This window comes from Trinickia sp. HAY1-2D, from assembly GCF_056754935.1.
In genome coordinates this window covers 1,305,383-1,328,386 of record NZ_JBPGWX010000002.1, presented here as the reverse complement: position 1 = coordinate 1,328,386, position 23,004 = coordinate 1,305,383, and the positions used below count along the sequence as shown (strand labels likewise).

Below are 23,004 nucleotides of genomic sequence, written 5' to 3'. Positions count from 1 at the left end.
ATGCCGCGGAGCGCGCAGCGTCGCAGGCGTCGCTCAGGTTTCCGCACGCACTTGCGTCACCGGCATCGGAATGCGCACTTCAATCGTTGTGCCCTGCCCCGGCGCGCTTTCGATACGGAGCTTGCCATCGACGAGATAGGCCCGCTCGCGTAACCCTGCGAGGCCGAACGAAGTCGGCTTGCGGCGCGCCAGCGGCTCGAAGCCGACACCGTTGTCCCGGACCCGCAACACTATCTGCCCGTTTTCGCGAAGAAGACTGACCCACGCACGCGTCGCCTGTGCGTGCCGCGCGACGTTGGTCAGCGATTCCTGCACGATCCGATACGCTGTCGACGCATACGGTTCGTCGAGGTCGAAATCGACAGGCTCGACAATGAGCTCGCAATCGATACCGTGCCGTTGCTCGAACGCCTCGGTCAGCCATTGCACTGCGGCCGCCAAACCCAGATCGTCCAACATCGCCGGTCTGAGATCCGAGGCGATGCGACGCGTCGAAGTCACCGCCTCGTCGACGAGCGAGCGCATGTCGGCAAGCTCGGGCAGCGGCAAACCGTTGGCGGTCGTTTGTTGTTCGCCGAATCGATCCATCTCGAGGCGCAGGGTGGCGAGCGTTTGCGCCAGCTCATCGTGAAGCTCGCGCGCGATGCGGCGCTTTTCCTGCTCGCGTGCCGATGAGCTGATCGCCGCAAGCTCTCGCAACTCCGCCTGCGACCGCCTGAGCGCGTGCTCGGCACGCTTGCGGTCGGAGACCTCGCGCATGAGATCGCGATTCGATGCGGCGAGTGCCGACGTGCGCGCCGCAACCCGCTTTTCAAGCAACGCCTTGGCCTCGTTCAGCTCCGCCGTGCGCTGCTGCACGAGGCGCCGTTCGGCGCGTTCGCGGTCGAAGGCGCGTACGACGCGCGCGTACAGCTTGACGTTCTCGAAGGTGAGCGCCACGAGCACGAAGCTCGCGGCAAGCAGCCCATAGATGCGACCGGCGTAGAACCCGAGGTCGAAGCGGCGATGATTGAGTGCCGCCGATAGCGCGATATCGAAAAGCCAGGCGCACAGGACGACCATGAGCCACAGGTCGAGCACCGAGCGGGGCCGGCGGCGAATAACGGTGACGAGCGCGGCGAGCGTCAACGCGCCGACCGTGGCGATCGCGCTGATATAGGCGGGCGTGTACAACTCGTGATCGAGAATCGGCGGCAGCCGCTCATGACCTGCCGTGGTCAAGGCGACCACCCCGCCCACGGCAAACAGAATCACGAGGCAGCATTTGGCGACGGGCGCGAACAACCCGCCTGTCGTGTCGCTCACCGGCGATGGCTCAGGCGGCGCTTGCCGCGCATAGATGATGACCGCCGTCGGAAAACCGGCGTGCCAGAACATGTAAAGCCATGCTGTAGTTTGCGGACCGGCGCCGAGCAGTCCGTCGGGCGCAAAAAGCCCTGGAAACGTCAGCATGTGCGCAACCGCAGCCAACGACGTCAGCAAGTAGCCGCTCGCCAGCACCAACAGCGAGCGCGAGCGAAGAATCTTGTACTGGCCGATCAAAAGCGCCGCGGTCAGCCAATCGCTGATGATCAGTGCGGACTCGTAGATTGGGATGAATGGCCAAACCTTCGGGAGTTGGACCTTTGCAAACGGTACTGCGGCGAGGAAAAACGCGGCCGAGACCAGAACCACGGCGAGAGCGACCTGTCTGTCGCGCGGCTCCGGCCGCAAGGTCGAGAGAAACACCTGTGCTTCGTCCGGCGATTCGCCCACGCTCGTCTCCCGCGTTGGATGGCGCGGCGCCGCCTCGACGCGCGCGTATTCGTATTATGGGATGGGATCGGCGAGTCGCAAAGGGAACATCAGGGAGGAGGCGAAATGTGCCGCGGGCGCGCGCCGACCCCGCGACGTGTCCGCCCTACTCCTCACGCATCGGGGTCATGCTTCAAATTGTCAACAAAACAAGCAAACGAAGGTGCAATAGGTACGGTGTTGGAAGCAAAATTCTGCTCGGTGGATAAATTATCACTCCAGACATCGAGAACGTAGTAGTAAATCACTCCATCCTCGAGCCCGAGACAAATATAATTCCCCCCCAGTCCATCGCAAAAGGCAATAGATTTCTCGGAACCTTGTGCTCCGCCCATTCGCTCTTTGCACGCCCGTTCAGTGTGTAGTCGGGATCATCCCCGAACTCCCGGCGGTACAACATAGAGAAGAACGCACTGATCTCAATATCCTCACGCTTTCCGTAAAAATCTTTCAAAACAGGCCGGTCCGGACTGCCACCGTTATGGGCCTTGTAAAATTCCGCAAAATCGCTCGGAAGTTTCACGTCCAGATCTTGCTCAACCTTTCTCAGATCACTGTCACTCAGCGGTTTCTCTGAATCCGACAATACGAGTTTACTCATTGCTCTCCTCCCAGATTAAACACAAGACGGCTTTCTCCCCGTTATCCATCCCTTTCGGTAGGCGTGCTTCAGCGACGCGCTGGTATCGTATCTCACGTTGAATCGCTTTTCGAACTGAGAGACGGAGCCTGCATGTGACGTGCGCTTGTGAGTACCATTGGTTTTCACCAACTGCATGGTCGTCTTCCCGGTTCTCGGGTTGAAGTCGTCAACGTGATGCCACGTATAGCCCTTCGCTTGCTTCTTCGTGATTCCAGCCTCCCTGAAGGCGGCGGTAAAGTCTCTTCCGCGCGAACCCTGCATGGTTATCTGGACAATGTTGCGCTGCCCGCCTGTCACCGGGAACAGATCAGGATCGTTCGGACTGAAAGTAAGTAGTCCTAGAGGGTCAATCCATGCGAGAACATTGAGCGCATATTGATATAAATTGTCGCCACCGTCGAGGCCGATCGGATCCGGGCTAATGAACGATCCTGTCTGCGGATCGAAGTACCGAAACCGGTTATAGTTGAGCCCACTTTCAGCATCGTGATACTGCCCCTGCAATCTCAGCGGTTGATGAACCTGCGAAGCAGCAGACCCTTCGATCCCGCCCGTGGGAGCGTAACATGACTCCCACATGACGGAGCCCGCGGCGTCATGCATCCGCACGGGTGCTCCGTTAACGTCGCTTTGGTAAAAATACACCGTCGGCGTAACGAGCGCCTGTCGTGCAACGGAACCTGACGCCGTTGCTTCCGTCAATTCGCCATACACCGCGCCGAACGGCCGGAATGTCTCTGGATAGTAGATCCACTCATATAACTGCCCCGCGGCGAAACCGCGTTCGCTAGCAGCACCCCCTCCTGAGACTGCGCCGGCGCTTCCGTGTTCGTCGCTGGCATACTCGCCCACGAGCGTATTGCCGTCCCAGAAGAACCGGCTGACGTGCGCCGACATATCTCCCTGAGCGCCATCACGGACAATCTTACGCACCCGACGCTGGAGTGGGTCGTATTCATACTGGGCGCGGACACAAACCTGTCTATTCGCTTGCGCCGCAGCGGGCCGCGTCGCCACCGTGTCAAGGAGCTGTCCGAACGCATTCCATCTCAGCGTCAGGTCATGCCCGGCTTGTTGCCGGCGAATCAGATTCCCGATACGGTCGTACGCGCAATAGCAGTTCGCATATTCGCCTTCACGCACCCACATGTCAGCCGATGGCACATCGGTAGCCCCCACCGTGCGGCGCTCGCGAATATGCGTCTTCAGTAAATCGCCCGCCGGGTCGTACAGGAACCGGCGCAGCCGGCCGATGGGATTGATGTGCGCGGTAATTCTTCCCACGGGGTCGTACTGATAGCGTTCGCCACCCGTGCGAGAATCGCGCTTTTCCACCAATTCGCCATTCGCGTCATAAGCATATTCGGTTGCGAACAACGCGCCTGTACCTGCCAACAGTGTCCGCTGCGAAGTAATCTCCCCAGCCGCCTCATACGACAGCTCGCGTCGCAGTTCGGCACTCAGTTGCTCGGCGGTGATCCGCCCGAGCGCATCGCGCTCAAGAACGGCGGGGGCCGCGTCGTCGATCTGAATCGAGGTCACGACATCTAATGCATCATACGCATACCGCACCGTGTGCCCGACAACTCCACCACCGACAACAAGCCTTGTCTTGCGTTCCGTTCGATTGCCGGCCGCGTCATAAACGCTGGCAATCGTGAAATCTTCGCCTTGCCGCTCCGTGCTCACTCGGCCGTCGGCATCGTATTCAAACTCGATACGGCACGACGGGTTTTCCGCAAGCACCAGATCGCCGTGCCCGTCATATTCGAAGCGGTCTACCCAAGCCTCCTCCGCCCGCTCCGGATCAGGCGCGAGTTTCTCAACCAGGCGGCCGAGTCGATCATACCGATACCGGATGATCTGCCCCAGCGGGTCGGTGCTGTCGAGCAATTCGCCGGCTGCGCCGTATCGATAGCGCCGCGCCTTCCCCCAGTAGTCCGTCTCGCCAACAATGCGTCCCAGCGCGTCCCGCTCTAACGCGTAGAGCTCACCCCGCTCATTCGCGACACTGATCAGTTCTGCTTCCGTGTCGTATCGGTATTCGACGGCAGTGCCGTCCGGTGCGACGCGTCGCCTGACCTGGCCAAGTGCCGAATACTCCAGCTCCGTCACATGGCCCGCCGCATCGCGATAGCGCGCCAGGTTCCCGTCCGGATCATAGACGCAATGCACTTCACGCCCGCCGGGCTCAATGGCCCGGAGCAGATTACCGTTGCCATCGTACTCATAGCGGCTCACCTGTCCGAGAGCATCGATTGCCTCGATCAAGTTCCCGCGTGCGTCATGCCGATACTGCGTGCGATGGCCGTGCGCATCGTTCAGCGCGGCGAGACCGCCATCGCGGTCGTATTCGAATCGCGTAATCGCTCCACGCGGCCCGGTGTAAGCGATCGCCTGTCCATACGAGTCGTAGGTATAGCGCGAGGTAGCACTCGACGGCGCGATCTTCGCGAGCAAGTTGCCTCGCCTATCCCATTCGTAGCTCCACCGCCGTCCGCCGGGCAATGTTACAGAGACCGGATGGTGGTCCTCACCGTAATCGGTACGTACCGCGCTCCCGTCGGGCAGCGTCTGTGCTACTAGATTGCCGTAGCGGTCGTATTGCCACGCGGTAGTACGTCCGGCGGGATCGGTCTCGGCACTCATGCGCCCGTGCGCGTCGTACCGGTAGCTCGTCACGCCGCCAAGCGGGTCGGTTTCGGCCACCGGTAAGCTGCGATCGTTCAATTGCAGGATCGATGTATGGCCACGCGAATCGGTAATCCTGGTTTCCATTCGCACTCGATCGTATGCGAAGCGGTAATCGAACAGTCCGTCGTCACCCCATGCGTGATCGACGCGCCATACGCCGTCCTCGCCCATACAGTAATGGTAATAAAACGACACGCCACGCGCGCTCGTGTGACAGGTCAGCCGATGCTCGACCGCGTAGTCGAAGCGGCGCTGATGCGCCAGCGCATCGGCGGCAGCACTCAGGTTTCCGTCGCGGTCTTGCGCGTATGTGACGAGGCGATGCCCGTGACCGTCCGCATCAACGAGAATCAGCCCGGTCAGCCATCCAGCGTGAGTGACGCCGCTCAACCGGTCATACCCTGAATCTCGTCTATCGCATTCGATCGTGCGAGCCGTCGCCCCGTCGCAGGTCCATTCGGCAATACGCACAACGCGTCTCCGCTCGTCTCGTTCGAAGACCCACGCGTTGCCGTTGAGATCGGCGATACGCTCGACGGGCAGCGTCAGCCGCGCCTCGCCTTCAAGCATGGACACGATTTGCTGCCATTGCGGTGGCAAATCGAACCTGTATTCGATGCCGCCCCGGGTACGCAGCGTAAGCCGGTCGTCGCACCGGTATAGCGCATGCCCGTGCTGCCAGTCATAGGCACGCCCGGACCAGCCTTCGGCTACGGGCAACGCATCGAACGCTGTCGCATGATCCGGAAAATACGCAGCAGCACCGATCCCCCCCTCGTGCGACATCAGTTCGAGCCGGATATCGGCCGGTGTCTGCCATCCCACCCCGACCGCGCCAGGATATGTGTCGTGACTGGCGTAATGCCGCTCCCATTCAAGCGGTAATCGCCCGGACACAGTGAAATCCCGCTGCTGAACGACGACCTCACCAGTTGTCACATCCACCGGCTCGGCGCGCAGCACCGTGCATCGCAGGAACCCCGGCTTCAAATGCAGCTTGTCGGCCAGCGCATAGGCCCATTTGGATCCTTGAAACGCCTTGAACAGCCCCGCCGCAGCCGCGGCCATATTCATCACGGGCGGGCCACCGACCAGCACAGGTCGACCAACCGGAATCGGCAGCATCACCGACGACGGCATCGAGGGGTACTCTCGCTGCGTGTGCGCGCCGTTGTGCGGAATCGGCTCTTCGCCGACCGACCAGCAGCTCATCGCAGGCAGTGCCATGAACGACATCGGATCGTTGTTCGCGAGCACCGTCCTGCTGCCCATGTAGGCTTCGGCGTCGTTCGACGGCTCGGGCGGTGCGGGCGGCACGGGTGCAAACGATTCGCCCAACGGGAAATGCAGTCCCGGCACGTGAAACGAATGCGTCCCCGCAGTCGTGCGCATGAAGCCGTTGACGAAGATCGGGCCGCCGCCACCGCCCGCACCCACGCCAGCCCCCGATGCGTTCGCAACCGCGCCTTCCACGCCAGCGATATCCGCGTCGAGCTTCAATCCCTCCGCGACGATTGCGTTGCTTTCGATGTCGTTGAGCTTGTCGCCCACCACGTTCGTCGCCTGGTCGATCTGTTGTGCGACATCAGGATGGTCCTGCAGATATTCGATCGCTTTCTCTTGCACGATCGTCGTCGCAATACTGCCTACCACGCCCATTGCGGCGGAAACGTATTCCCTTAAATCGAGCACGAAACCGACGTGCGGGTGAGGAAGAAATACCGGCGTCGGGCTCGGCGCTACGATAACGGCGTGCACGTCCACGCCGACGACAGGATCCATGTGCTTGACAGCGAGCAATCCCATAGTGCGCTCACCGTCCTGCGCTCAAAGCAGCGACTTTCTCGGTCAACTCGCCGCGACGCCGATCGAACGCTCCGACCTGCGACACCATCCATTCGACGACGAGCCGCAAATTGCTGTTCACGCGCATCGATTCATCGATCGACAGGCCGGCATCGAGCGCGTTGAAACCGGCCTCGAGCGCATGCTCGTGCTCGCCAGCCCTCTCCCAGCACACTGCGCTCATGCGCCATGCTTCGACCGTCATCAGCGCGTCCTTCGCTGCGCTCATCGAAGCTGCGGCGCGCTCATAGCAATACGCTGCCAATGCGAACGCCTTCTGCGTCAGATGCACACTCGCCTCGCCGAACAATCCGTGGGCGACGAGCTTGTGGCCCGCCGGATGCCCGGCTTCGACGGCCTGCTCGCCGCTTCGAGCCGCACTCCGATAAGCCTCGATCGCTCGCGCGTGGTCGCGCCACTTGAGATACGCAGCACCCGAGATCAAATGCACGACCGTACATTGATCGAACCACCGTTCACGCTCGGAGATCTCGAGCGCCTGCGTGCGCAGCCGCTCGAGCGTCGCCGGATCGCCTGAGCCGACCGTTTCGCCGAGTTCCACGAAAAGGCGCCGAAACTCACCGCTCGCTCCGCGTTCGCCCGATTCCGCGAGCAACTCGCGTGGCACGCTCGCCATCCTGTACTGTCCGCGCGCAAGGCGCACCACGTCCCTATGTCGCTCGGCCAGAGGCGCCAACGACTCGACACCCGTGCGCGCCAAAACGAATCGCACGCGCTCGCCAAGCCGCGGCACCGTCTTCAAGACCGAAAGCAGTTTCCCGAGCCAACCCGAAAACGCCGATTCGTCATGAATCTGCGCCGGCTCCAGCACGAAGATCAGCGCCGGGAAAATGTCCGGATGACGCTGCATGAGGCTATCGGATACGCTCAGCAAATGCAGGATCGGATCCGTGCCCCGATAAGGCGGTGCTTGCCAGTCGGCTCGCATCCCCTGTGCGTTCGATGCATCTCGCCGACTGTCGTAGAACCGGACGATCTCGTTCGTCAGCGCATGCGCATAGCGCGCTTCATCGAGATACTCCGAGCGCAAGCGAATGACCGCGCACGACAGCTCCTCTTGCGCCTGGAAATAAAGCCGCACGAGCTGCGCGTCGGCTTCGTTCGTTTGCCAGATCATCAGCCGCGCATCGCGATCGTTCGCAAAGCGCAGCCAATCGGCGTGCGCATTCATGAACCTGCGTTCGACCGGATTCGTGGGTTGCCAATTCTGCATGTGCGCCGGTCTCTCAGGGATTCAGCTTCAACACGACGCCCTCGACCGTGTGCTCGCCCGTGGCCGACGACGTGACCGTCGTGCCGCGAATGCTGTGGCTGCTCGATCCGACCGACTCGACGGTCACACCGATGATCTGGATCGTGCCATCGTTCTTCAGCGTGATGCTCGCGCTGCCGCAAACGAGCGCGAGTTCGTCGCCCGCACTCACGAGTACCCGTTTTCCCACGGTCATCGTGTGATTGCTGCCCACGTTCACCGACTGTGCCGCACCTACGTTGACCACATGCGCATGTGCGATCGACGATGTCCGCTCGCCGATCTCTTCGATATGCGAGGCGGCGACAGTGGTCTTCATCTGCCGAGTGGTGGTGTGATAAAGCTGGCCGATCGTCGCGGTCTTGTTGTGCACGACGGTCTCCGTATGACTGCCGCCGATCGTCGCTTGCCGATCCGCCCCGATGTTGACGGTTTCGGCCTGTCCGACTTCACGCTGGCGGCTGCCTGCCACCGTATGCGTCTCATTGCCACCGATCGTGGCCATGCGATGCTGCCCGATGCTCACCGTCTCGTTCTGACCGACACTTCGCTTCCGATTGTTGGTCACCTGCATCGTCTCGTCGTTTCCGACCGAATGCGTATGGTCGTGTCCGATCGATAACGTGTGGTCCTGCTCGGTCTCCGCATCGAAGTTGCGTTCGGCATGCATCCACAACTGCTCGGCGCCCTTGCGGTCTTCGAAACGCAGTGCATTCGCATGTGCGACCGTTCCGCCGGGCGTCGAACGCGACAGCAACCCGCTTTGCGTCGCGCTGGCCGGCAAGCCCCACGGCGGCATTCGCTCGGCGTTGTAGACGCGCCCCGTCACCATCGGATGATCGGGATCGCCGTTGAGGAAATCGACGACGACTTCGTCGCCGACCCGCGGAATTTGTATTCCCCCAAAGCCGCCGCCCGCCCAGGGGTTCGATACGCGCACCCAACAGGACGAGTTTTCGTCGCGCCGTCCATAGCGGTCCCAGTGGAACTGCAGCTTCACTCGTCCGTATTGATCGGTCCAGATCTCCTCGCCGGCCGGCCCGGTCACCACAGCCGTTTGAGGGCCGTTCGTGCGCGGTCTCGGCGTGAGGCGCGGTGCGCGATACGGCAAGCTCGAAGGCTGCGCGATGAACTGCGTCTCGTGCGTCACCTCGCTATCGCCGCTTTTTGTCGCGTAGGCGTTTTCCTGAAACAGGTAGCGGCACCGCACGACGAGGTACTCGCGATTCTGATCGGCCCGCGGACAACGCGTCAAATTGAATAAATAGCCCGGCGCCATCGCGCGCGCATTCGTGTATCCGCTCGCGCGGTCATGCTCCGCTTGCAGCTCTTCCAGACGAACACGGCTGTAGCGCTCCCCTTGTGCACCGTCGAGATAGCCGCCCGGCCACTCGAACACGGGAAGATCGTCATGGCGGTAGCCGAGCGGATCGGCCCGGCGCGCAAGCAGATCCGCGCGCGGCTTCTTGAAGTCATAGTCGTTCAGTTCATGCCGGCCCGAATGAATTTCCTGCGCGGGCCACCATCCGGCGATATGCTCCTCATCGGCGATCGCGATCCGGTCGGGCCCGATGAATGGAATCGACTCGTATCCTGGCAGCGGGCGATGCGCGCTCGGCGCATCGCTCAGCACCAATGTATGGCGGCCGGACGCATGTTCGAAGTAATAGTAGATGCCCTCGAACTCCATCAGCCGCGAGACGAACGCCGCATCGGTTTCGTTGTACTGCACGCAGTACTCGCGCGGCGGATAGCTACAGGTCAGCCGGTTTTCGAGCGGAAACCCGTACGGTGCGAGCACCTCCTGCACGATTTGCGGCGTGCTCTTGAGCTGGAATATCCGGCAGTCGGCACGGCGCGTGGCGAGCCACAGCCACGGACGCAGCGTGAGCTCGTACCGGTAGTGCCGATCGGCCTCGCGGCCGCCCATCAGTGCACGCGCAATCAATCCGTTCAGATGGCGCCGCCGTCCACCTTGCTCCTCGATCTCGATCGTGACAGGCTTGCCGAGCAGCGACTGCAACGGCAGGCTATGGCTCTGGGCCAACGCATCGAGCGTAAATTCGAACGGCTCGCTCAGGCCTTCGTTGCCCGTCAGACGGCGAAAGATCAACTGATCCCCGAACGGGCTATCGAGCGTGAAAATCCGAGACATGCAGACTCTCTCGTTGCGCAATGAAGTCGGTGCCGGTCGTCGAGCGTCGCTTGGTAAGCGGCGTCGCGGCGTTCAATTGAATTTGCAAAAAAAGAAGAGCCCGTTTTGCAGGTCGTAGTGCTGACCGCAATAGTTGACGAAGGCATTGGGATCGGGCATCGCCTGTATCGGCTGCACACCGCGTTGCGCGACGAGATTGTCGAGCGACACCGTTCCGTTCGGCCCACGCCCGAAACGCTGAAACGTTCCGCCCATGCCGGGCGCTTGTGCCTGGTTGGCGTCCGTTTGTGTCAGTCCCTGGCCTGTGATCCTCGCGTAATGAAATGCACCGGTCTGGAAGTTCACGTAAGCGACCGCTTGTGCGTGAGCGGGGATGTTGGCGATCCTGAAAAAACCGTCTATAAGGCCGTGCGCGGGATCGAACTGCAACGGCGTGCGTGCCGCCAATGGCTGATCGCCGCCTCCATAAGGATCGATCGATCCGACCGTGTAGCCCCCCGCCACGCCGCCGGCGGCATGCTGACCGCAATCGGCGTTGCCGCCCGGCAGCTTGCCCAGGCCGCGCTGATTGCCGAAGCTCCATGTTCCGTTCATTGCTACCTCCCAATTCAAAAAGAAGCGTCGTCGAAGCGATAGACGAACTGGCCGTCTTCCGCATCGACCTCGATCGCCGCGAGCACGCGGCCGTCGATCGTCGCCCGCAGCAGTGCCTGGCTGATGCGCGGCAAGAGCGTGTGAGTCAAGATCGCATCGACCATTCGGCCGCCCGATTCGATCTCGCGGCAGCGTTCGACGATCAGCGCCGTAACCGACGGCGCGCACGTCAGGAGAATGCGATGCTGAGTCTCGACACGGCGCTCGATGCGTCGAAGCTGCAACTCGACGATCCGCGCGAGCATCGCGTCGGTGAGCGGGTAGTAAGGCACGACGGTCAGGCGGCCCAGCAGCGCCGCGGGGAAAACGTCGAGCAGCGGCGCACGCAGTGCGTCGGTCAGTGCTTGCGGATCCGGCAACCGCTCGGGGTCGCGGCACAGCTGCATGACGCGTTCCGAGCCGACATTCGAGGTAAGGATCAGCACTGTGTTGCGGAAGTCGATGAAACGACCCTCGCCGTCTTCCATCCGGCCCTTGTCGAAGACCTGAAAGAAAATTTCGTGGACATCGCGATGCGCCTTTTCCACTTCGTCGAGCAACACCACGCTGTGCGGCCGGCGCCGAACGGCCTCGGTCAGCACGCCGCCCTCGCCATAGCCGACATAACCGGGCGGCGCGCCCTTGAGCGTCGAGACGGTGTGGGCCTCCTGGAACTCGCTCATGTTGATCGTGACGAGGTTGTGCTCGCCGCCATAGAGCGTGTCCGCGAGCGCGAGCGCCGTCTCGGTCTTGCCGACTCCCGACGGTCCGCACAGCAGAAAGACGCCATGCGGCTTGACTGGATCGTCGAGCCGCGCGCGCGCGGTCTGGATGCGCCGCGCGATGGTTTCCAGTGCGTGAACCTGCCCGATGACGCGCTCGTTGAGCGTATCGCCCAGCTTGAGCACCGCTTCCGTTTCATTCTTGACCATGCGGCCCACCGGAATCCCGGTCCAGTCCGCCACCACCGAAGCGACCGCATGCGTGTCGACCGACGCAAGCACGAGGGGACTCTCGCCTTGCAATTGAGCCAGATCGCGCAGCGCGGACGAGAGTCGTCGCTGTTGGTCGGCCAGATCGGATGCGTCGGACCCACCCGCCGCAGCCGCCGCACCTTCGGCATCTTGGCTCAGCAGCTCGGCCCGCAAACCGACGACTCGCTCGATCGCCGCTCGCTCGGCCGACCAGCGCTCCTCCAACTGCGTGAGCGTTTCGGCCTCGCGAGCGAGCGACGCCTCGATCTCGTCGAGGCGGACCGCGTCCGCCATGCCCAGCGTGCGTTCGCGCTCGAGCAGTCCCCGCTCGGCGCGCAGACCCTCGATGCGCGACCGTGCGTCTTCCAGCGGCGCCGGCACACCGTGCTGACTGACCGACACACGTGCACATGCGGTGTCGAGCAGGCTGATCGCTTTGTCGGGCAACTGTCGCGCGGGAATGTAGCGGTGCGACAACGTCACGGCGGCATCGAGCGCTTCGTCGAGCACGAGCACGCGATGGTGCGCCTCCATCCGCTGCGCGAGCCCGCGCAGCATCCGCAATGCGGCCGCCTCGTTCGGCTCGTGCACCTGCACGACCTGGAAACGACGCGACAGCGCGGGGTCGGCCTCGATGTATTTCTTGTACTCCGACCAGGTCGTCGCGCCGATCGTGCGCAGATGTCCGCGCGCGAGTGCGGGCTTCAGCAAATTCGCCGCATCGCCGGTGCCGGCCGTACCGCCCGCACCGATCAGCGTATGCACTTCGTCGATGAAGAGAATGATGGGCCGCGCGCTCGACATGACTTCGTCGATCACCTCGCGCAGCCGGCGTTCGAATTCGCCTTTGACGCTGGCGCCGGCCTGCAACAGGCCGATGTCGAGCATATACAGCGTCACGTCGCGCAGCGGCGGGGGCACTTCGCCGGCGACGATGCGCAATGCGAACCCCTCCGCGACCGCGGTCTTGCCGACTCCGGCCTCGCCTGCGAGCAAGGGGTTGTTCTGACGCCTGCGCAACAGAATGTCGACGACCTGCCGGATCTCGCTGTCGCGCCCGACGACAGGATCGATCTCGCCCGCTTTCGCCCGAGCCGTCAGATCGATCGCAAAGCGGCTCAATGCGGTGCCTTCGCTTCGCTTTTGTGCCTCGACGTCGGGCGCCGCGGCATAGTCCTCGCCGGCCGTCTCGGGCGAGCCCGCGACGATCTGCTCCAGCTCGTCGGCCAGGACGTCGGGTGCGATCCGCCCGAACTCGCGGGCGACCGCAAAAAGCACGTTGGCAAGACCTGGCGTCTTCAGCATGCCGAGCAGCAGGACCGCGCCGCGGATGCGCGTCGCGTCGTAGCGAAGCGTCGCATACACCCACGCGCGCTCGACCGCTTCGTCGACATGCCCTGAGAAGTCCGAAACGGAGCCGGCGCCGCGCGGCAAGCGATCGAGCGCGGCCATGAGCCCTTGCTCGATGCGGACCGGCTCGATGTCGAAACGCTGCAGCACGCGGTGCAGATCGCTGTTTGGCTGCTGCAGGATCTGGTGCAGCCAGTGGACAAGCTCGACATACGGATTGCCCCGTAGCCGGCAGAATGCGGTGGCCTGCTCCAGCGCTCGATAGAGGAATGGGTTCAGTTTCCCGAACAGGGCGACACGACCGATTTCAGACAATGGCGTCTCCATCAAGACTGTGGTGGGAGGAAAAGGCATCCACATCGGGGCGCGCGCCGCCGGGCGCAGGCCGCGTCGCCCGCCGGCCCACGGAGCTTGCATCGGGCCGGGCGCGCCGCGCAGCCGGATCGAGCACGAGGTCGCGCGCCGGACTCGTCGTCATCCTGCGGCCGACCCAGGCGCTTCGCCCGAGTCCATGCGCATCGCCCAGAGCCAGCGCCGGGACTTCGTCGTGAGCGAGCTCGAGCTGCACGTCCCAGGCGAATTCGATCCCGAGGTACTCGCGCACCCACTCGGCCAGCCGATGCGCCCACTCGCCGCCGGGCAGGAACAGCCGGTACTGGGCAAGCGAAAGCGGGCCGAGCACCAACCGAAAGTGCGACTGGCCGTCGCGCACCGCCCGGCCGAGCACCGCTGCGCCGAGCGGCTGAGTGCGAGCCGTCGCGCGAATCGCGCAGCATTGCTCCGGCGCCAGCCGCACCCAGCGCGGCACATGCTCGACGATGCGCACGGGCACGCCGAAATATCGCCGCAGGATCTGTATCAGGCCTTCGGGGTTGCGGGTATGCCGCACCAGATGTCCGGCCTGGAAATACTGCGCGTGAAGCGCGGGGCGATACGGGTTCGTATGCGGGCTCGCACCTCGACCGATCAGACTGCCGACATGCCCATCGAACCGCGCTTGTGCCGGCCGGTCGAGACTGACGGCAGGCTGCGCATCGGCCCACGCGCGGTAGAAGAGGACGATGAGCCGATGATGAAAAAGATCGGCAAAGGCCGCGAAAGCCGGATCGTCGAACGCCGTGGCGCGCTCGCGTGCGTACTCGGTCAGGTGCAACGGCAGGGGCCCGTTCGGGCCGAAGAGCCCGAATCCGTGAATGGCAACGCGCGGCACGGTTTCATCGCACTCATGCACAGAGGCCACCATCGCCGGCGCAAAGGCGAGCGAAGGTTGCTGGCCGAATCGCACCGGTTCGTCCCGCAGGCGCACCGCGTGACCGAGCGGCAACTCGCTGCCCGATGCCGCATCGAGCCAGCGCATCAGATGAAAGAGATCGTATGCGTGCGGCGCGGCGCGCATACGCTGCCACCAAGCGGCACGTCGCCCATCGTCGGACGCGGGCATGGCAGGAAGCGGTGCACTGTTCATATCGCAGGCCGCCTGCCCACACGTGCGGGCCAACGCGCAAGCGCACCGCGCTGAACGCTTCGAAGCACCGCTGCGCTGTAGGTATTGATGGAGACGTGCCGCGCGAAGAACTGCTCGATCACCGCGCCGAGCAGATAGGGGCTCTCGCCCGAGAACGCGTGGTCGTCCACCGTCACTGCAACTTCCACGCCGCGCCCGAACATGAGCGGGCCGGCAGCCGGCAGGCGATGAAACACGGGCGTGTATGCGACACCGCGAATACCGTCGATCTGCATGCGCGCCGACGCATCCGCAGCGTCCGTGTGAAGCGTCAGCAGTTCACGCAAGCGATGCGCCCCCTCCTCTTCGTCGAGATCGGTGAGCGTCTGGCAGGCCAACCCTAGATGGCTGATGAGACGCCAGGCAGCGGCGCCTTGGGCGATCGGTGCCCGGGGGCGCGAGGGGCCGGCCAGCATTTCGATGCGTTCCACGGGCGCCGAAACCTTGAGCGTGAACCCGGCCTCGCTGCCCGACGGCAGCAGCAACGCGAGATCGCGGTTGGTGCACAGCGTATCGACGGACAGATAGCGAATCCGCTCGTCGAACGGTGCGCATTGCCCATCGACGAGCGTGATGAAAGTCTCGCTGCCGATATAGCCTGTGCGGCTTCCGTTCGCACGTGCCTGCGCCGAAACGAGGCGCGGCTCGCGATGCGCCGACCAATATGCGCCGAAGTTTCCGCCGTCGGCGGCATATGACGCATGGAACGGACGGAACGCTTGCGCTTGCTCGCCCGCATCCAGATGGCCGACGACACGCTCCACGGTATGCACTTCGTAGTCGAGCGGGCAGCCGCGGTCCACCACGACATGGTGCTCGCGTGTGCGCGGCGCGACGGGTATGCGATCCGCCCGCCGCGCGAACAGATTGACGGCGGGCGTGCAGTTGAGCGCGAGATGCTCCGTGCCGACCGCGCTTTCGAGCGCGGCTTCCGGCTTGTCGAGCAGAATCGTCAGTTCGAGTTCGTCTCCGGCCGCGCGTCGAAGTGCCGGCTGCAACCCATTGATGCTGAAAAACAGAAATCGTGCCGGGAACGCAAAGTATTCCCGCATCAGCCGATAGCCCTGAAACGTACGACCGTCGTCAGGCAACAGCGCCTGCTCCGCGCCGAAGCCTTCATGAACGATCGCGTCGGGGCCGAGCGGGTACTGCCAACGCGGCGAACTTCCTGCTTCGTGGCAAACCACGCCCAGCGCATGCGCCCCGACCAACTCGAGCAATTGCAGCGCGATGCGTTCAGGGCCCGCCAAATAAAACATCAATCGATCCAGCGGCAGCTGGGAGAATGTGGCCCCGCCGCGCAACTTCAAGCGGATGCGCAACGCACCGCGCACCTCGCGCGCGATGCCCGGATGCGCGAGCGACACGTCCGTCGGCGCACCGGTGAGCGCAACCCGCGCGAGTTCGAGCGGCCACAGCGTCACATCGTGCGCGGTACGGAACTCGCATGCGGTCTGCTCCCCGTCTGCCGGCCGCGCCTTGAGGGCCGTACCGGCCGGCAAGAGGACGCCGCGCGCGAGGCTGCCTTCGTTGATCATCGGCGCGAAGCGTACGACCGCCATCGAAGGCAGCGGTGCCAGATAGCCGGGACATACACTTTCGAGCAAGCCCTCGGTGAAACGCGGAAACTCCGCATCCATCTTGAGCCGCACCCTGGCGGTCAAAAAGCTGAAGCCTTCGAGCAGCCGTTCGACGTACGGATCGGGCGGCTCGCCTTCCGGCAAGCGCAGATGCGCCGCCACCTTGGGAAACTGCTGTGCGAACTCCGCGCCCATCTCACGCAGATAGGCGAGTTCCTGGTTGTAGTATTCGAGCAGACGCGTGTCCATCGCATCAGATCCGCTGGATGGGTTGCAGCGACATCGCGCCCGTCTCGAGATCGAGTTCGGAGCGCAACAGCAAATCGACGGGTCGGGGCACCGACCAGAGTCGACCGCGGATTTCGAACGCCAGCAAGTTCTGCGGGCTCGCCTCGCCGTCCTCACCCGTTTCGCCGGGCACGCCCTTGCCGATGCAGCGCACGTCGAGGCTATCGGCCGCGATCCGAGGCTCGAAGCGAAGAATCGCTTCCCGGATCGACGCTTCGACATCGGACGGCTCCAGCCCCGACATCTGCACGCCTGCCAACGGCCGCATCCCGTAGTTGAGCACCGACGAAAGCACATAGGGAAACGACACGCCGTCGGTCCCATCCGCGGCGTTGCTCGTATTGAGCAGCCACGCAAGATCGCGCAGAACGGCCGCGCGCAGACGCTCGTCGCCGATCGATTCGGCGTAGGAAGGCTCCGTGCCTCGACGCTGCGCCGTATCGGTCAAGCGATCGAGCAGCGCAGGCTGCAAACGGTCCCGCGCCCGGCGAGCGGTGCGCGTGCCGCGCATCGAGGAGAAGTCGTGCTCAGCGTCGTTCATGGTCGCGCCCCTCACCCGTCACATTTCCTTGTTTTCCTTGACGTTCCAGCCGACCGATACCTCGGCGCCCTTGCCGCCGGTATCGGTCTGCTCCCAGTACTGCTTCTTCACACGTGCGGCCTGAAAGCCGTAGTTCATGAGCAGCCGATCGGCCGCATCGCCCGGATCGACACCCGTCACATGCGCAGAAGTCACGAGCACCTCCTCCAACGTGACTCGCATGAACTCGATTTGGGTGCCGCCCGTTTTGCAGGCCGAGATTTCAACTTTGGTCAGATGCTTGCCGTTCGCGCAATTCTTGATGATCGCAGCCGAGCTCTTGTCCATATAGGCCACGACGGAAAGGTCGTTGAAGCTCGCGCGGCCTGCGTTGCCGCCACCGCCGGTCGCCATCGCCCCCCTCTGGTTCGCCCCCCAGGAGAACGACTGGATGTCCGTCCATTGCTTGTGCTGGGAATCCACCGATTCGCCGGTGACGCCATCGACCTTCATAAACATTGCCACGCCCATTTCTTCACTCCGTCAGGAAAGTCAGTTGATGTTCAGTGTTGGCCCGTCTTCGCGGAGGGCAGCTTGGACACGAGTCGAAGCGACACCGTGAGCCCTTCCAGTTGATAGTGCGGGCGCAGGAAAAACTTGGAGGTGTAGTAGCCCGGGTTGTCCTCGATTTCCTCGACGACGACTTCGGCGGCCGCCAGCGGCTTGCGTGCCTTGGTTTCCTGCGACGAGTTCGCGGGATCGCCGTCCACGTAATTCATGATCCAATCGTTGAGCCAGCGCTCCATGTCGTCGCGCTCGTGAAACGAGCCGATCTTGTCGCGCACGATGCACTTGAGGTAGTGCGCGAACCGGCAGCACGCGAACAGGTAGGGCAAGCGCCCTGACAGACGCGCATTGGCCGTGGCGTCAGGGTCGTGATACTCGGCCGGCTGCAATAGGGACTGCGCACCGATGAATGCGGCGAAATCCGAGTTCTTCCGGTGCACGAGCGGCATGAATCCGTTCTTCGCAAGCTCCGCTTCGCGCCGGTCGCTGATTGCGATCTCGGTCGGACATTTCAGGTCGACTCCTCCGTCGTCGGTCGGAAAGGTGTGACACGGCAGGCCGTCGACGGCCCCGCCCGACTCGATGCCGCGAATCGACGAACACCAACCGTAGTGCTTGAACGAGCGGTTGACGTTGACCGCCATCGCATAGGCCGAATTGGCCCACGTGTATCGGTCGTGATTCGCCGCTTCCGTCTCCTCTTCGAAATCGAACTCGTCGACGGGATTCGTACGCGCGCCGTACGGCAAACGCGCGAGAAAGCGCGGCATCGCAAGCCCCAGATAGCGCGAGTCATCCGATTCGCGCAATCCTCGCCAGGCGGCGTATTCCGTGTTCTGGAAGATCTTGGTGAGATCGCGCGGATTGGCGAGCTCCTGCCACGAATCCATCTGCATCAGTTCCGGCGCTGCGCCGCCGATGAAAGGCGCGTGCGCGGCGGCCGCGATCTTCGCGAGTTCGCCGAGCATCTCGACGTCGGGCGGACTATGGTCGAAGTAATAGTCGCCCACGAGGCATCCGAACGGCTCGCCGCCGAACTGGCCGTATTCCTCCTCATAGACCTTCTTGAAGAGGGGACTCTGGTCCCAGCCGATGCCCTTGTGGCGCTTGAGCGTGCGTGCCACCTCGGTCTTCGCGGCCGGCAAGACCTTGATCTTCAGCAGCTCGTCCGTTTCCGTGTTGTTGACGAGATGATGCAAGCCGCGCCACGCGCCTTCCAGCGCCTGAAATTCGCGATGATGCAAGATCAGATTGATCTGCTCGCTCAGTTTTCGGTCGATCTCGGCAATGATCTGCTTCATTGTTCCATAGGCATCTCCGCTCGTGACGACGGCATGCTCGAGGGCCTGCTGCGCGAGCGTACGCACTGCCCGCTCGACCGATTCGCGTGCCTGCTCGGTCTTCGGCTTGAATTCCTTCTGCAACAACGCAGCGAATTCGTCATGCGCGACGGCGGGTGCATCCGATACCGCTCCGGCATCGAGGCTGACGGCGGCTTTATTCATGGCCGACCTCCTGCTGCGAGGCGTCGCGGGTTACGCTCGCGTCGGTGTTCGCCTCTTTTCCGCGTACGAGCGACTCGAGCAGCGCCGGATCCCGCATCGCCCGCTCGATCAGTTGCTCCGCACCCTGCTTGCCGTCCATGTACGAAAGCAGGTTGGCCAGCTCGGTGCGCGCATCGAGAAGCCGGCGCAGCGCTTCGACGTTGCGTGCGATCGCGCCCGGAGAAAAATCGTCCATGCTCTCGAACGTGACGTCGACGTTCAGCATGCCCTCGCCTGTCAGCGTGTTGGGCACCTGCAGCGCGACGCGAGGCGCGATGGACTTCATGCGTTCGTCGAAATTGTCGATATCGACTTCGAGGAACTTGCGTTCCGCGAGATCGGGCAACGGTTCGCGACGCTTGCCTGCAAGATCCGCCATGACGCCCATGACGAACGGCAATTGCACCTTGCGCTGCGCGCCGTATACCTCGACGTCGTATTCGATCTGGACTCGCGGCGCGCGATTGCGCGCGATGAACTTCTGGCCGCTGGCCATGGTTTTGTGTTTTGCCATTCCGATGCTCCTCGTAAGGTCCTGAAGTGACATTGATGACCGTCGATCGCCGCCAGGGTGGCGTTACTCGGTGCGCTGCTGTCCGCCCAGCGCGTCGAGGTGAGCCAGGCTCTCCGGCACGAGATCGCGGATGATTTCGTAGAAGTCGAGACCCAGCAGGCGCTGCGCGCGGCGCAGCAAAATCGGCGCTGGATGACTCGGCTCATGGACTTCGAAATATCGGCACATCTTCTCCAGGCCGAGCCGGACGTCGTCGCGGCTTGCGAGCTCGGCTTCTCGCCACGTCGCCCCCCCGGCTGCCGTCGCTGCGGTAGCGCCGGCATCTGCGTCGTCGGCGGATACAGGTCCGCTCGGCTCGCTCGCCGGCGGAGCGAGCACATCGCGTCTGATTCGGTGCAGGGCCTTTTCGAAGTCGCTCGTATCGAATGTCCATTCGGTGCCGAGCTTGTCGGCCACTCGCGCACGAATCGCTTCGAGCCTGTCGAGCGCCGCAAGCGCCGCGCGCAATTCGGAACGCGATTCGGCCTGTGCGCGCAGCAAGTCGCCGCGCAGGCGTTCGGGGCCGCCGGGGTAGTGCGCGACATCCTTTTCCGCGCCGTCGAGCAGGCGCTCGGCGTCGCGCACCGTGAGGCTCCCGAAGCTGCCCACGACGATCGGCTGCTGGCGCGCAACCCCGGCGCAGCCGAGCGGCCCTGCGACTTCGGCAAGTGCGTTCATTCGCTGCGTCGGGTCGTATTCGCCGTCTTCCGTGAGCGGTGGATAAACGTCGTCCCAATACTTTTCGATGAACTCGCTCACGACTTGCAGGCCATCGGCGTAACCGGGAATGCCGCTCAACTCCGTCCAGCTTCGCGTGAGCAGCGCAGCGACCCGCAGATCCTTGGTCCGCCCAAAAAGCGCGCTCGCGTGCCGTTCCACCGCCAGCCAGTCCGGCGGCTCGGCCGCGATCACCGTTTCGCCGTACTGCTGCTCGGGTTTGCCGGTCGCCACTTGCCGCAGTCTCAAGTACTCGTCGTCGTACTCGAGATTCGGTCCGCAAGGGGCATCGGCGGCGATTTGCGCAAGCATCGATTCAATCAGTTCGGGGGACGGCATGGCGAATCCTGTCGAGCGGTCGTGAGCGCTTTTTTTGCAACGTCGAGCGAGATGGATGGGTTTTCATTCGAAGGCATAGTCGATGCTGACCGGCCGATCGCCCGCTTCGATCGTCAGCGTGCGCCGCAGCGGCTTCAGGTTTCCGTTGCGGATCTCGATCTGATACACGCCTGGCGCAAGCGACAGCGTTCTGAGCGGCGGGCTGACTCCGCGTTTCGCGCCGCCGACGTACACCTCGCCCCAAGGGCGGATCTTGAAACGCACGGGTACCGTGTCCGGCGGCTTCGGTGCAGCCGGCGGCTCTTCGACAGGAGCGGCCGTCGCGCCGCTCGCCGTTGCAATGGCGACGACCGTCTCTGAAGGGCCGAGGCTCGCTGCCGGCACGGTGGCAGCCGATGCGGTCATGCTGTCGGAAGCCGAACGGCGGGCGTACGCGGGCATACCAGCCGCGGCGCTCGCGGCTGGCGGAACCATCGTTGCAGCAGACGTCGGTCCGGGCGCGGCAAAGGCCGTTGCCGATTTCGTCTGCGCCGGCGGAACCGGCGCCCCTCTTATTGCCTGCGTTGCGCCCGCTTTTCCGGCGATCGTCGAAACAGCTTGCGGCGATACCCGCTGGGAAATCCGCGCCGTCCACGTCGCGACGATGCCGGCGACGAGCAGCACGGCCAACGCGCTCGCTCCGTAGAGTGCGAACCGACTGCCGCCGAAGCGGCGAACGCCGGCAGCCGCACGTTCTTGGGTCGTCGCTTCGTCAGCCGGGCGAGGGCTCGGCGATTCATGCTCCGGTTGCGAGGCGGTGCCCATATCGGCACTTTTCTGTTGCGGGCCGACTGCCGGGTCCGGCGTTGCCGGCGGTTCGACGCTCGCGTCCAACGGCTGCAACTTCGCATCGGACGCTTTCGCATCCGCTTCCGTGTGGGCGGATGCCGGTGCCGCCGCCGCTGCGAGCGGAGACGGAGGAGTGGTCGATGCCGCTGTCGAAGGCGCGTTTCGATCGCCCTGCAGCGGCACCTGCGGCGCGCGCTCGAATCCCGCTATGCCGAGCTCGACCGCGAATGCGGCCACCGATTCGGGCCGGTCCGGAATGCGCACGGCGAGTGCGTGGTCGATCGCCGCGAGAAACCGATCGCTGTACCGTTCGCGATCGGGCAATGCGCGCGCGACGAGCGGCCGATACTTGTCTTCGATGCTGCGCACGACAGCCGGCGGCGGCAACTCGCCAGTTACGACGGCGTGCACGACCGCACCGAGTCCGTAGATGTCGGTCCAGGGACCCTGCGTGAAGGCCGGATCGTCGGTGTATTGCTCGATCGGTGCGTAGCCGGGTTTCAACATGACGGCTCGATCGTCGACGAGATCGCCGATCAGCTTGCGTGCCGCTCCGAAGTCCAGCAGCACCGGCTTGCCGTCGGGCTTGACGAGGATGTTGTCGAGCGAGATATCGCGGTGAAAGCACTGCGCGCGATGCAGCGTATCGAGCGCGCCCAGCACGCCGGCAAGCATCTCGCGCAACTGCGCTTCGCCGATGCGTTCGCCGCGCGCCACGCGCTGCTTGAGCGTCTCGCCCTCGTAAAACGGCATCGTCATATACGCCGTTCCGTGCGCTTCCCAGAAATGCAGCACCTTGACGAGGCCCGGATCGTCGAATTGCGCGAGCAGCCTTGCTTCGTTGACGAACGCAGCGCGCCCGGCGTCGAACGCTTGCCCGAAGCGTTCGGAGCGAAGCATGACCGTGTGATCGCCCCCGCGCGTGGCGAGCATGGAAGGCATGTATTCCTTGACCGCCACGACGCGCTGCAGAGCACGATCGAACGCACGATATACGATGCCGAAACCGCCTACGCCCAGCACGGCATCCAGTTGAAGCTCGCCGAAACGATGCCCGACGGGAAGCGGCCTGACCCGTGCGTCGTCTTCGCCCGTGCGAGAGGCGGTATCGATACCGCGTGGATGGTCCATGGTGTCTCGGGATAGCTGATCCATCATCTGCAACCTCTCCGATGCGGGCCGCGCCGGATTCGGCGCGGCCCC

Annotated in this window: 15 protein-coding genes and 1 pseudogene; 1 reads left to right on the top strand and 15 read right to left on the bottom strand. The window is 63.6% G+C overall.

Going from position 1 to position 23,004, the window contains the following annotated elements:
- Positions 1-33: 33 nt before the first annotated feature.
- From ACR9ZC_RS13125 to ACR9ZC_RS13115, 3 genes are all read right to left on the bottom strand, one after another.
- Positions 34-1,755, bottom strand: coding sequence for a sensor histidine kinase (locus tag ACR9ZC_RS13125; protein ID WP_481580604.1), 1,722 nt, complete (start codon positions 1,753-1,755; stop codon positions 34-36).
- Between the two features lie 283 nt (positions 1,756-2,038).
- Complete coding sequence (locus ACR9ZC_RS13120) at positions 2,039-2,395, bottom strand: SMI1/KNR4 family protein (protein ID WP_481580603.1); 357 nt, start codon at positions 2,393-2,395, stop codon at positions 2,039-2,041.
- A gap of 15 nt (positions 2,396-2,410) precedes the next feature.
- Positions 2,411-6,448: an RHS repeat-associated core domain-containing protein gene (locus ACR9ZC_RS13115; protein ID WP_481580602.1), complete on the bottom strand. Its 4,038-nt coding sequence runs from the start codon at positions 6,446-6,448 to the stop codon at positions 2,411-2,413.
- Between the two features lie 42 nt (positions 6,449-6,490).
- Here ACR9ZC_RS13115 and ACR9ZC_RS13110 point away from each other — a divergent pair, with 42 nt between their 5' ends.
- On the top strand, positions 6,491-6,814 hold the full coding sequence (locus ACR9ZC_RS13110) for a hypothetical protein (RefSeq protein ID WP_481580601.1): 324 nt from the start codon (positions 6,491-6,493) through the stop codon (positions 6,812-6,814).
- Between the two features lie 130 nt (positions 6,815-6,944).
- On the opposite strand, the gene ACR9ZC_RS13105 is transcribed toward ACR9ZC_RS13110, so the two are convergent.
- The 12 genes and pseudogenes from ACR9ZC_RS13105 to ACR9ZC_RS13050 all read right to left on the bottom strand — a co-directional run.
- Positions 6,945-8,210 carry a hypothetical protein gene (locus ACR9ZC_RS13105; RefSeq protein WP_481580600.1) on the bottom strand — a complete coding sequence of 422 codons (1,266 nt, stop codon included), beginning with the start codon at positions 8,208-8,210 and terminating at the stop codon, positions 6,945-6,947.
- 13 nt (positions 8,211-8,223) lie between these two features.
- On the bottom strand, positions 8,224-10,404 hold the full coding sequence (locus ACR9ZC_RS13100) for a type VI secretion system Vgr family protein (RefSeq protein WP_481580599.1): 2,181 nt from the start codon (positions 10,402-10,404) through the stop codon (positions 8,224-8,226).
- Positions 10,405-10,476: 72 nt separating this feature from the next.
- On the bottom strand, positions 10,477-10,998 hold the full coding sequence (locus tag ACR9ZC_RS13095; protein WP_481580598.1) for a hypothetical protein: 522 nt from the start codon (positions 10,996-10,998) through the stop codon (positions 10,477-10,479).
- Positions 10,999-11,012: 14 nt separating this feature from the next.
- Positions 11,013-13,676 (bottom strand): type VI secretion system ATPase TssH, encoded by a 2,664-nt coding sequence (gene tssH, locus ACR9ZC_RS13090; RefSeq protein WP_481580597.1) that lies wholly within the window; start codon positions 13,674-13,676, stop codon positions 11,013-11,015.
- Positions 13,669-14,826, bottom strand: coding sequence for a type VI secretion system baseplate subunit TssG (gene tssG / locus ACR9ZC_RS13085; RefSeq protein WP_481580596.1), 1,158 nt, complete (start codon positions 14,824-14,826; stop codon positions 13,669-13,671). The genes tssH and tssG overlap by 8 nt, the downstream gene beginning before the upstream one ends.
- Entirely contained in the window at positions 14,823-16,694 is a 1,872-nt protein-coding gene (gene tssF / locus ACR9ZC_RS13080; RefSeq protein ID WP_481580595.1) for a type VI secretion system baseplate subunit TssF, read from the bottom strand. Before tssF ends, tssG begins: the two co-directional genes overlap by 4 nt.
- 4 nt (positions 16,695-16,698) lie before the next feature.
- Positions 16,699-17,244 (bottom strand): type VI secretion system baseplate subunit TssE, encoded by a 546-nt coding sequence (gene tssE, locus ACR9ZC_RS13075; RefSeq protein WP_481582662.1) that lies wholly within the window; start codon positions 17,242-17,244, stop codon positions 16,699-16,701.
- 48 nt (positions 17,245-17,292) lie between these two features.
- The gene (locus ACR9ZC_RS13070; protein WP_481580594.1) at positions 17,293-17,784 is read right to left on the bottom strand and encodes an Hcp family type VI secretion system effector; all 492 of its coding nucleotides are present in this window, start codon (positions 17,782-17,784) and stop codon (positions 17,293-17,295) included.
- 32 nt (positions 17,785-17,816) lie between these two features.
- Positions 17,817-19,325 carry a type VI secretion system contractile sheath large subunit gene (gene tssC / locus ACR9ZC_RS13065; protein ID WP_481580593.1) on the bottom strand — a complete coding sequence of 503 codons (1,509 nt, stop codon included), beginning with the start codon at positions 19,323-19,325 and terminating at the stop codon, positions 17,817-17,819.
- The gene (tssB, locus tag ACR9ZC_RS13060) at positions 19,318-19,878 is read right to left on the bottom strand and encodes a type VI secretion system contractile sheath small subunit (RefSeq protein WP_481580592.1); all 561 of its coding nucleotides are present in this window, start codon (positions 19,876-19,878) and stop codon (positions 19,318-19,320) included. The genes tssC and tssB overlap by 8 nt, the downstream gene beginning before the upstream one ends.
- Positions 19,879-19,941: 63 nt before the next feature.
- Positions 19,942-20,973, bottom strand: a complete 1,032-nt coding sequence (gene tssA, locus ACR9ZC_RS13055) for a type VI secretion system protein TssA (protein WP_481580591.1) — start codon at positions 20,971-20,973, stop codon at positions 19,942-19,944.
- An 810-nt stretch (positions 20,974-21,783) separates the two neighbouring features.
- A pseudogene (locus ACR9ZC_RS13050) lies at positions 21,784-22,959 on the bottom strand (serine/threonine-protein kinase); the annotation flags it as partial.
- Positions 22,960-23,004 lie beyond the last annotated feature (45 nt).

What these genes read in the sequence shown, in the direction of transcription:
- ACR9ZC_RS13120 (WP_481580603.1), bottom strand. Translation starts at nt 2,395, where the DNA reads ATGAGTAAACTCGTATTGTCGGATTCAGAGAAACCGCTGAGTGACAGT.
- ACR9ZC_RS13105 (WP_481580600.1), bottom strand. Translation starts at nt 8,210, where the DNA reads ATGCAGAATTGGCAACCCACGAATCCGGTCGAACGCAGGTTCATGAAT.
- ACR9ZC_RS13100 (WP_481580599.1), bottom strand. Translation starts at nt 10,404, where the DNA reads ATGTCTCGGATTTTCACGCTCGATAGCCCGTTCGGGGATCAGTTGATC.
- ACR9ZC_RS13095 (WP_481580598.1), bottom strand. Translation starts at nt 10,998, where the DNA reads ATGAACGGAACATGGAGCTTCGGCAATCAGCGCGGCCTGGGCAAGCTG.
- tssG (WP_481580596.1), bottom strand. Translation starts at nt 14,826, where the DNA reads ATGAACAGTGCACCGCTTCCTGCCATGCCCGCGTCCGACGATGGGCGA.
- tssF (WP_481580595.1), bottom strand. Translation starts at nt 16,694, where the DNA reads ATGGACACGCGTCTGCTCGAATACTACAACCAGGAACTCGCCTATCTG.
- tssE (WP_481582662.1), bottom strand. Translation starts at nt 17,244, where the DNA reads ATGCGCGGCACGCGCACCGCTCGCCGGGCGCGGGACCGTTTGCAGCCT.
- ACR9ZC_RS13070 (WP_481580594.1), bottom strand. Translation starts at nt 17,784, where the DNA reads ATGGGCGTGGCAATGTTTATGAAGGTCGATGGCGTCACCGGCGAATCG.
- tssC (WP_481580593.1), bottom strand. Translation starts at nt 19,325, where the DNA reads ATGAATAAAGCCGCCGTCAGCCTCGATGCCGGAGCGGTATCGGATGCA.
- tssB (WP_481580592.1), bottom strand. Translation starts at nt 19,878, where the DNA reads ATGGCAAAACACAAAACCATGGCCAGCGGCCAGAAGTTCATCGCGCGC.
- tssA (WP_481580591.1), bottom strand. Translation starts at nt 20,973, where the DNA reads ATGCCGTCCCCCGAACTGATTGAATCGATGCTTGCGCAAATCGCCGCC.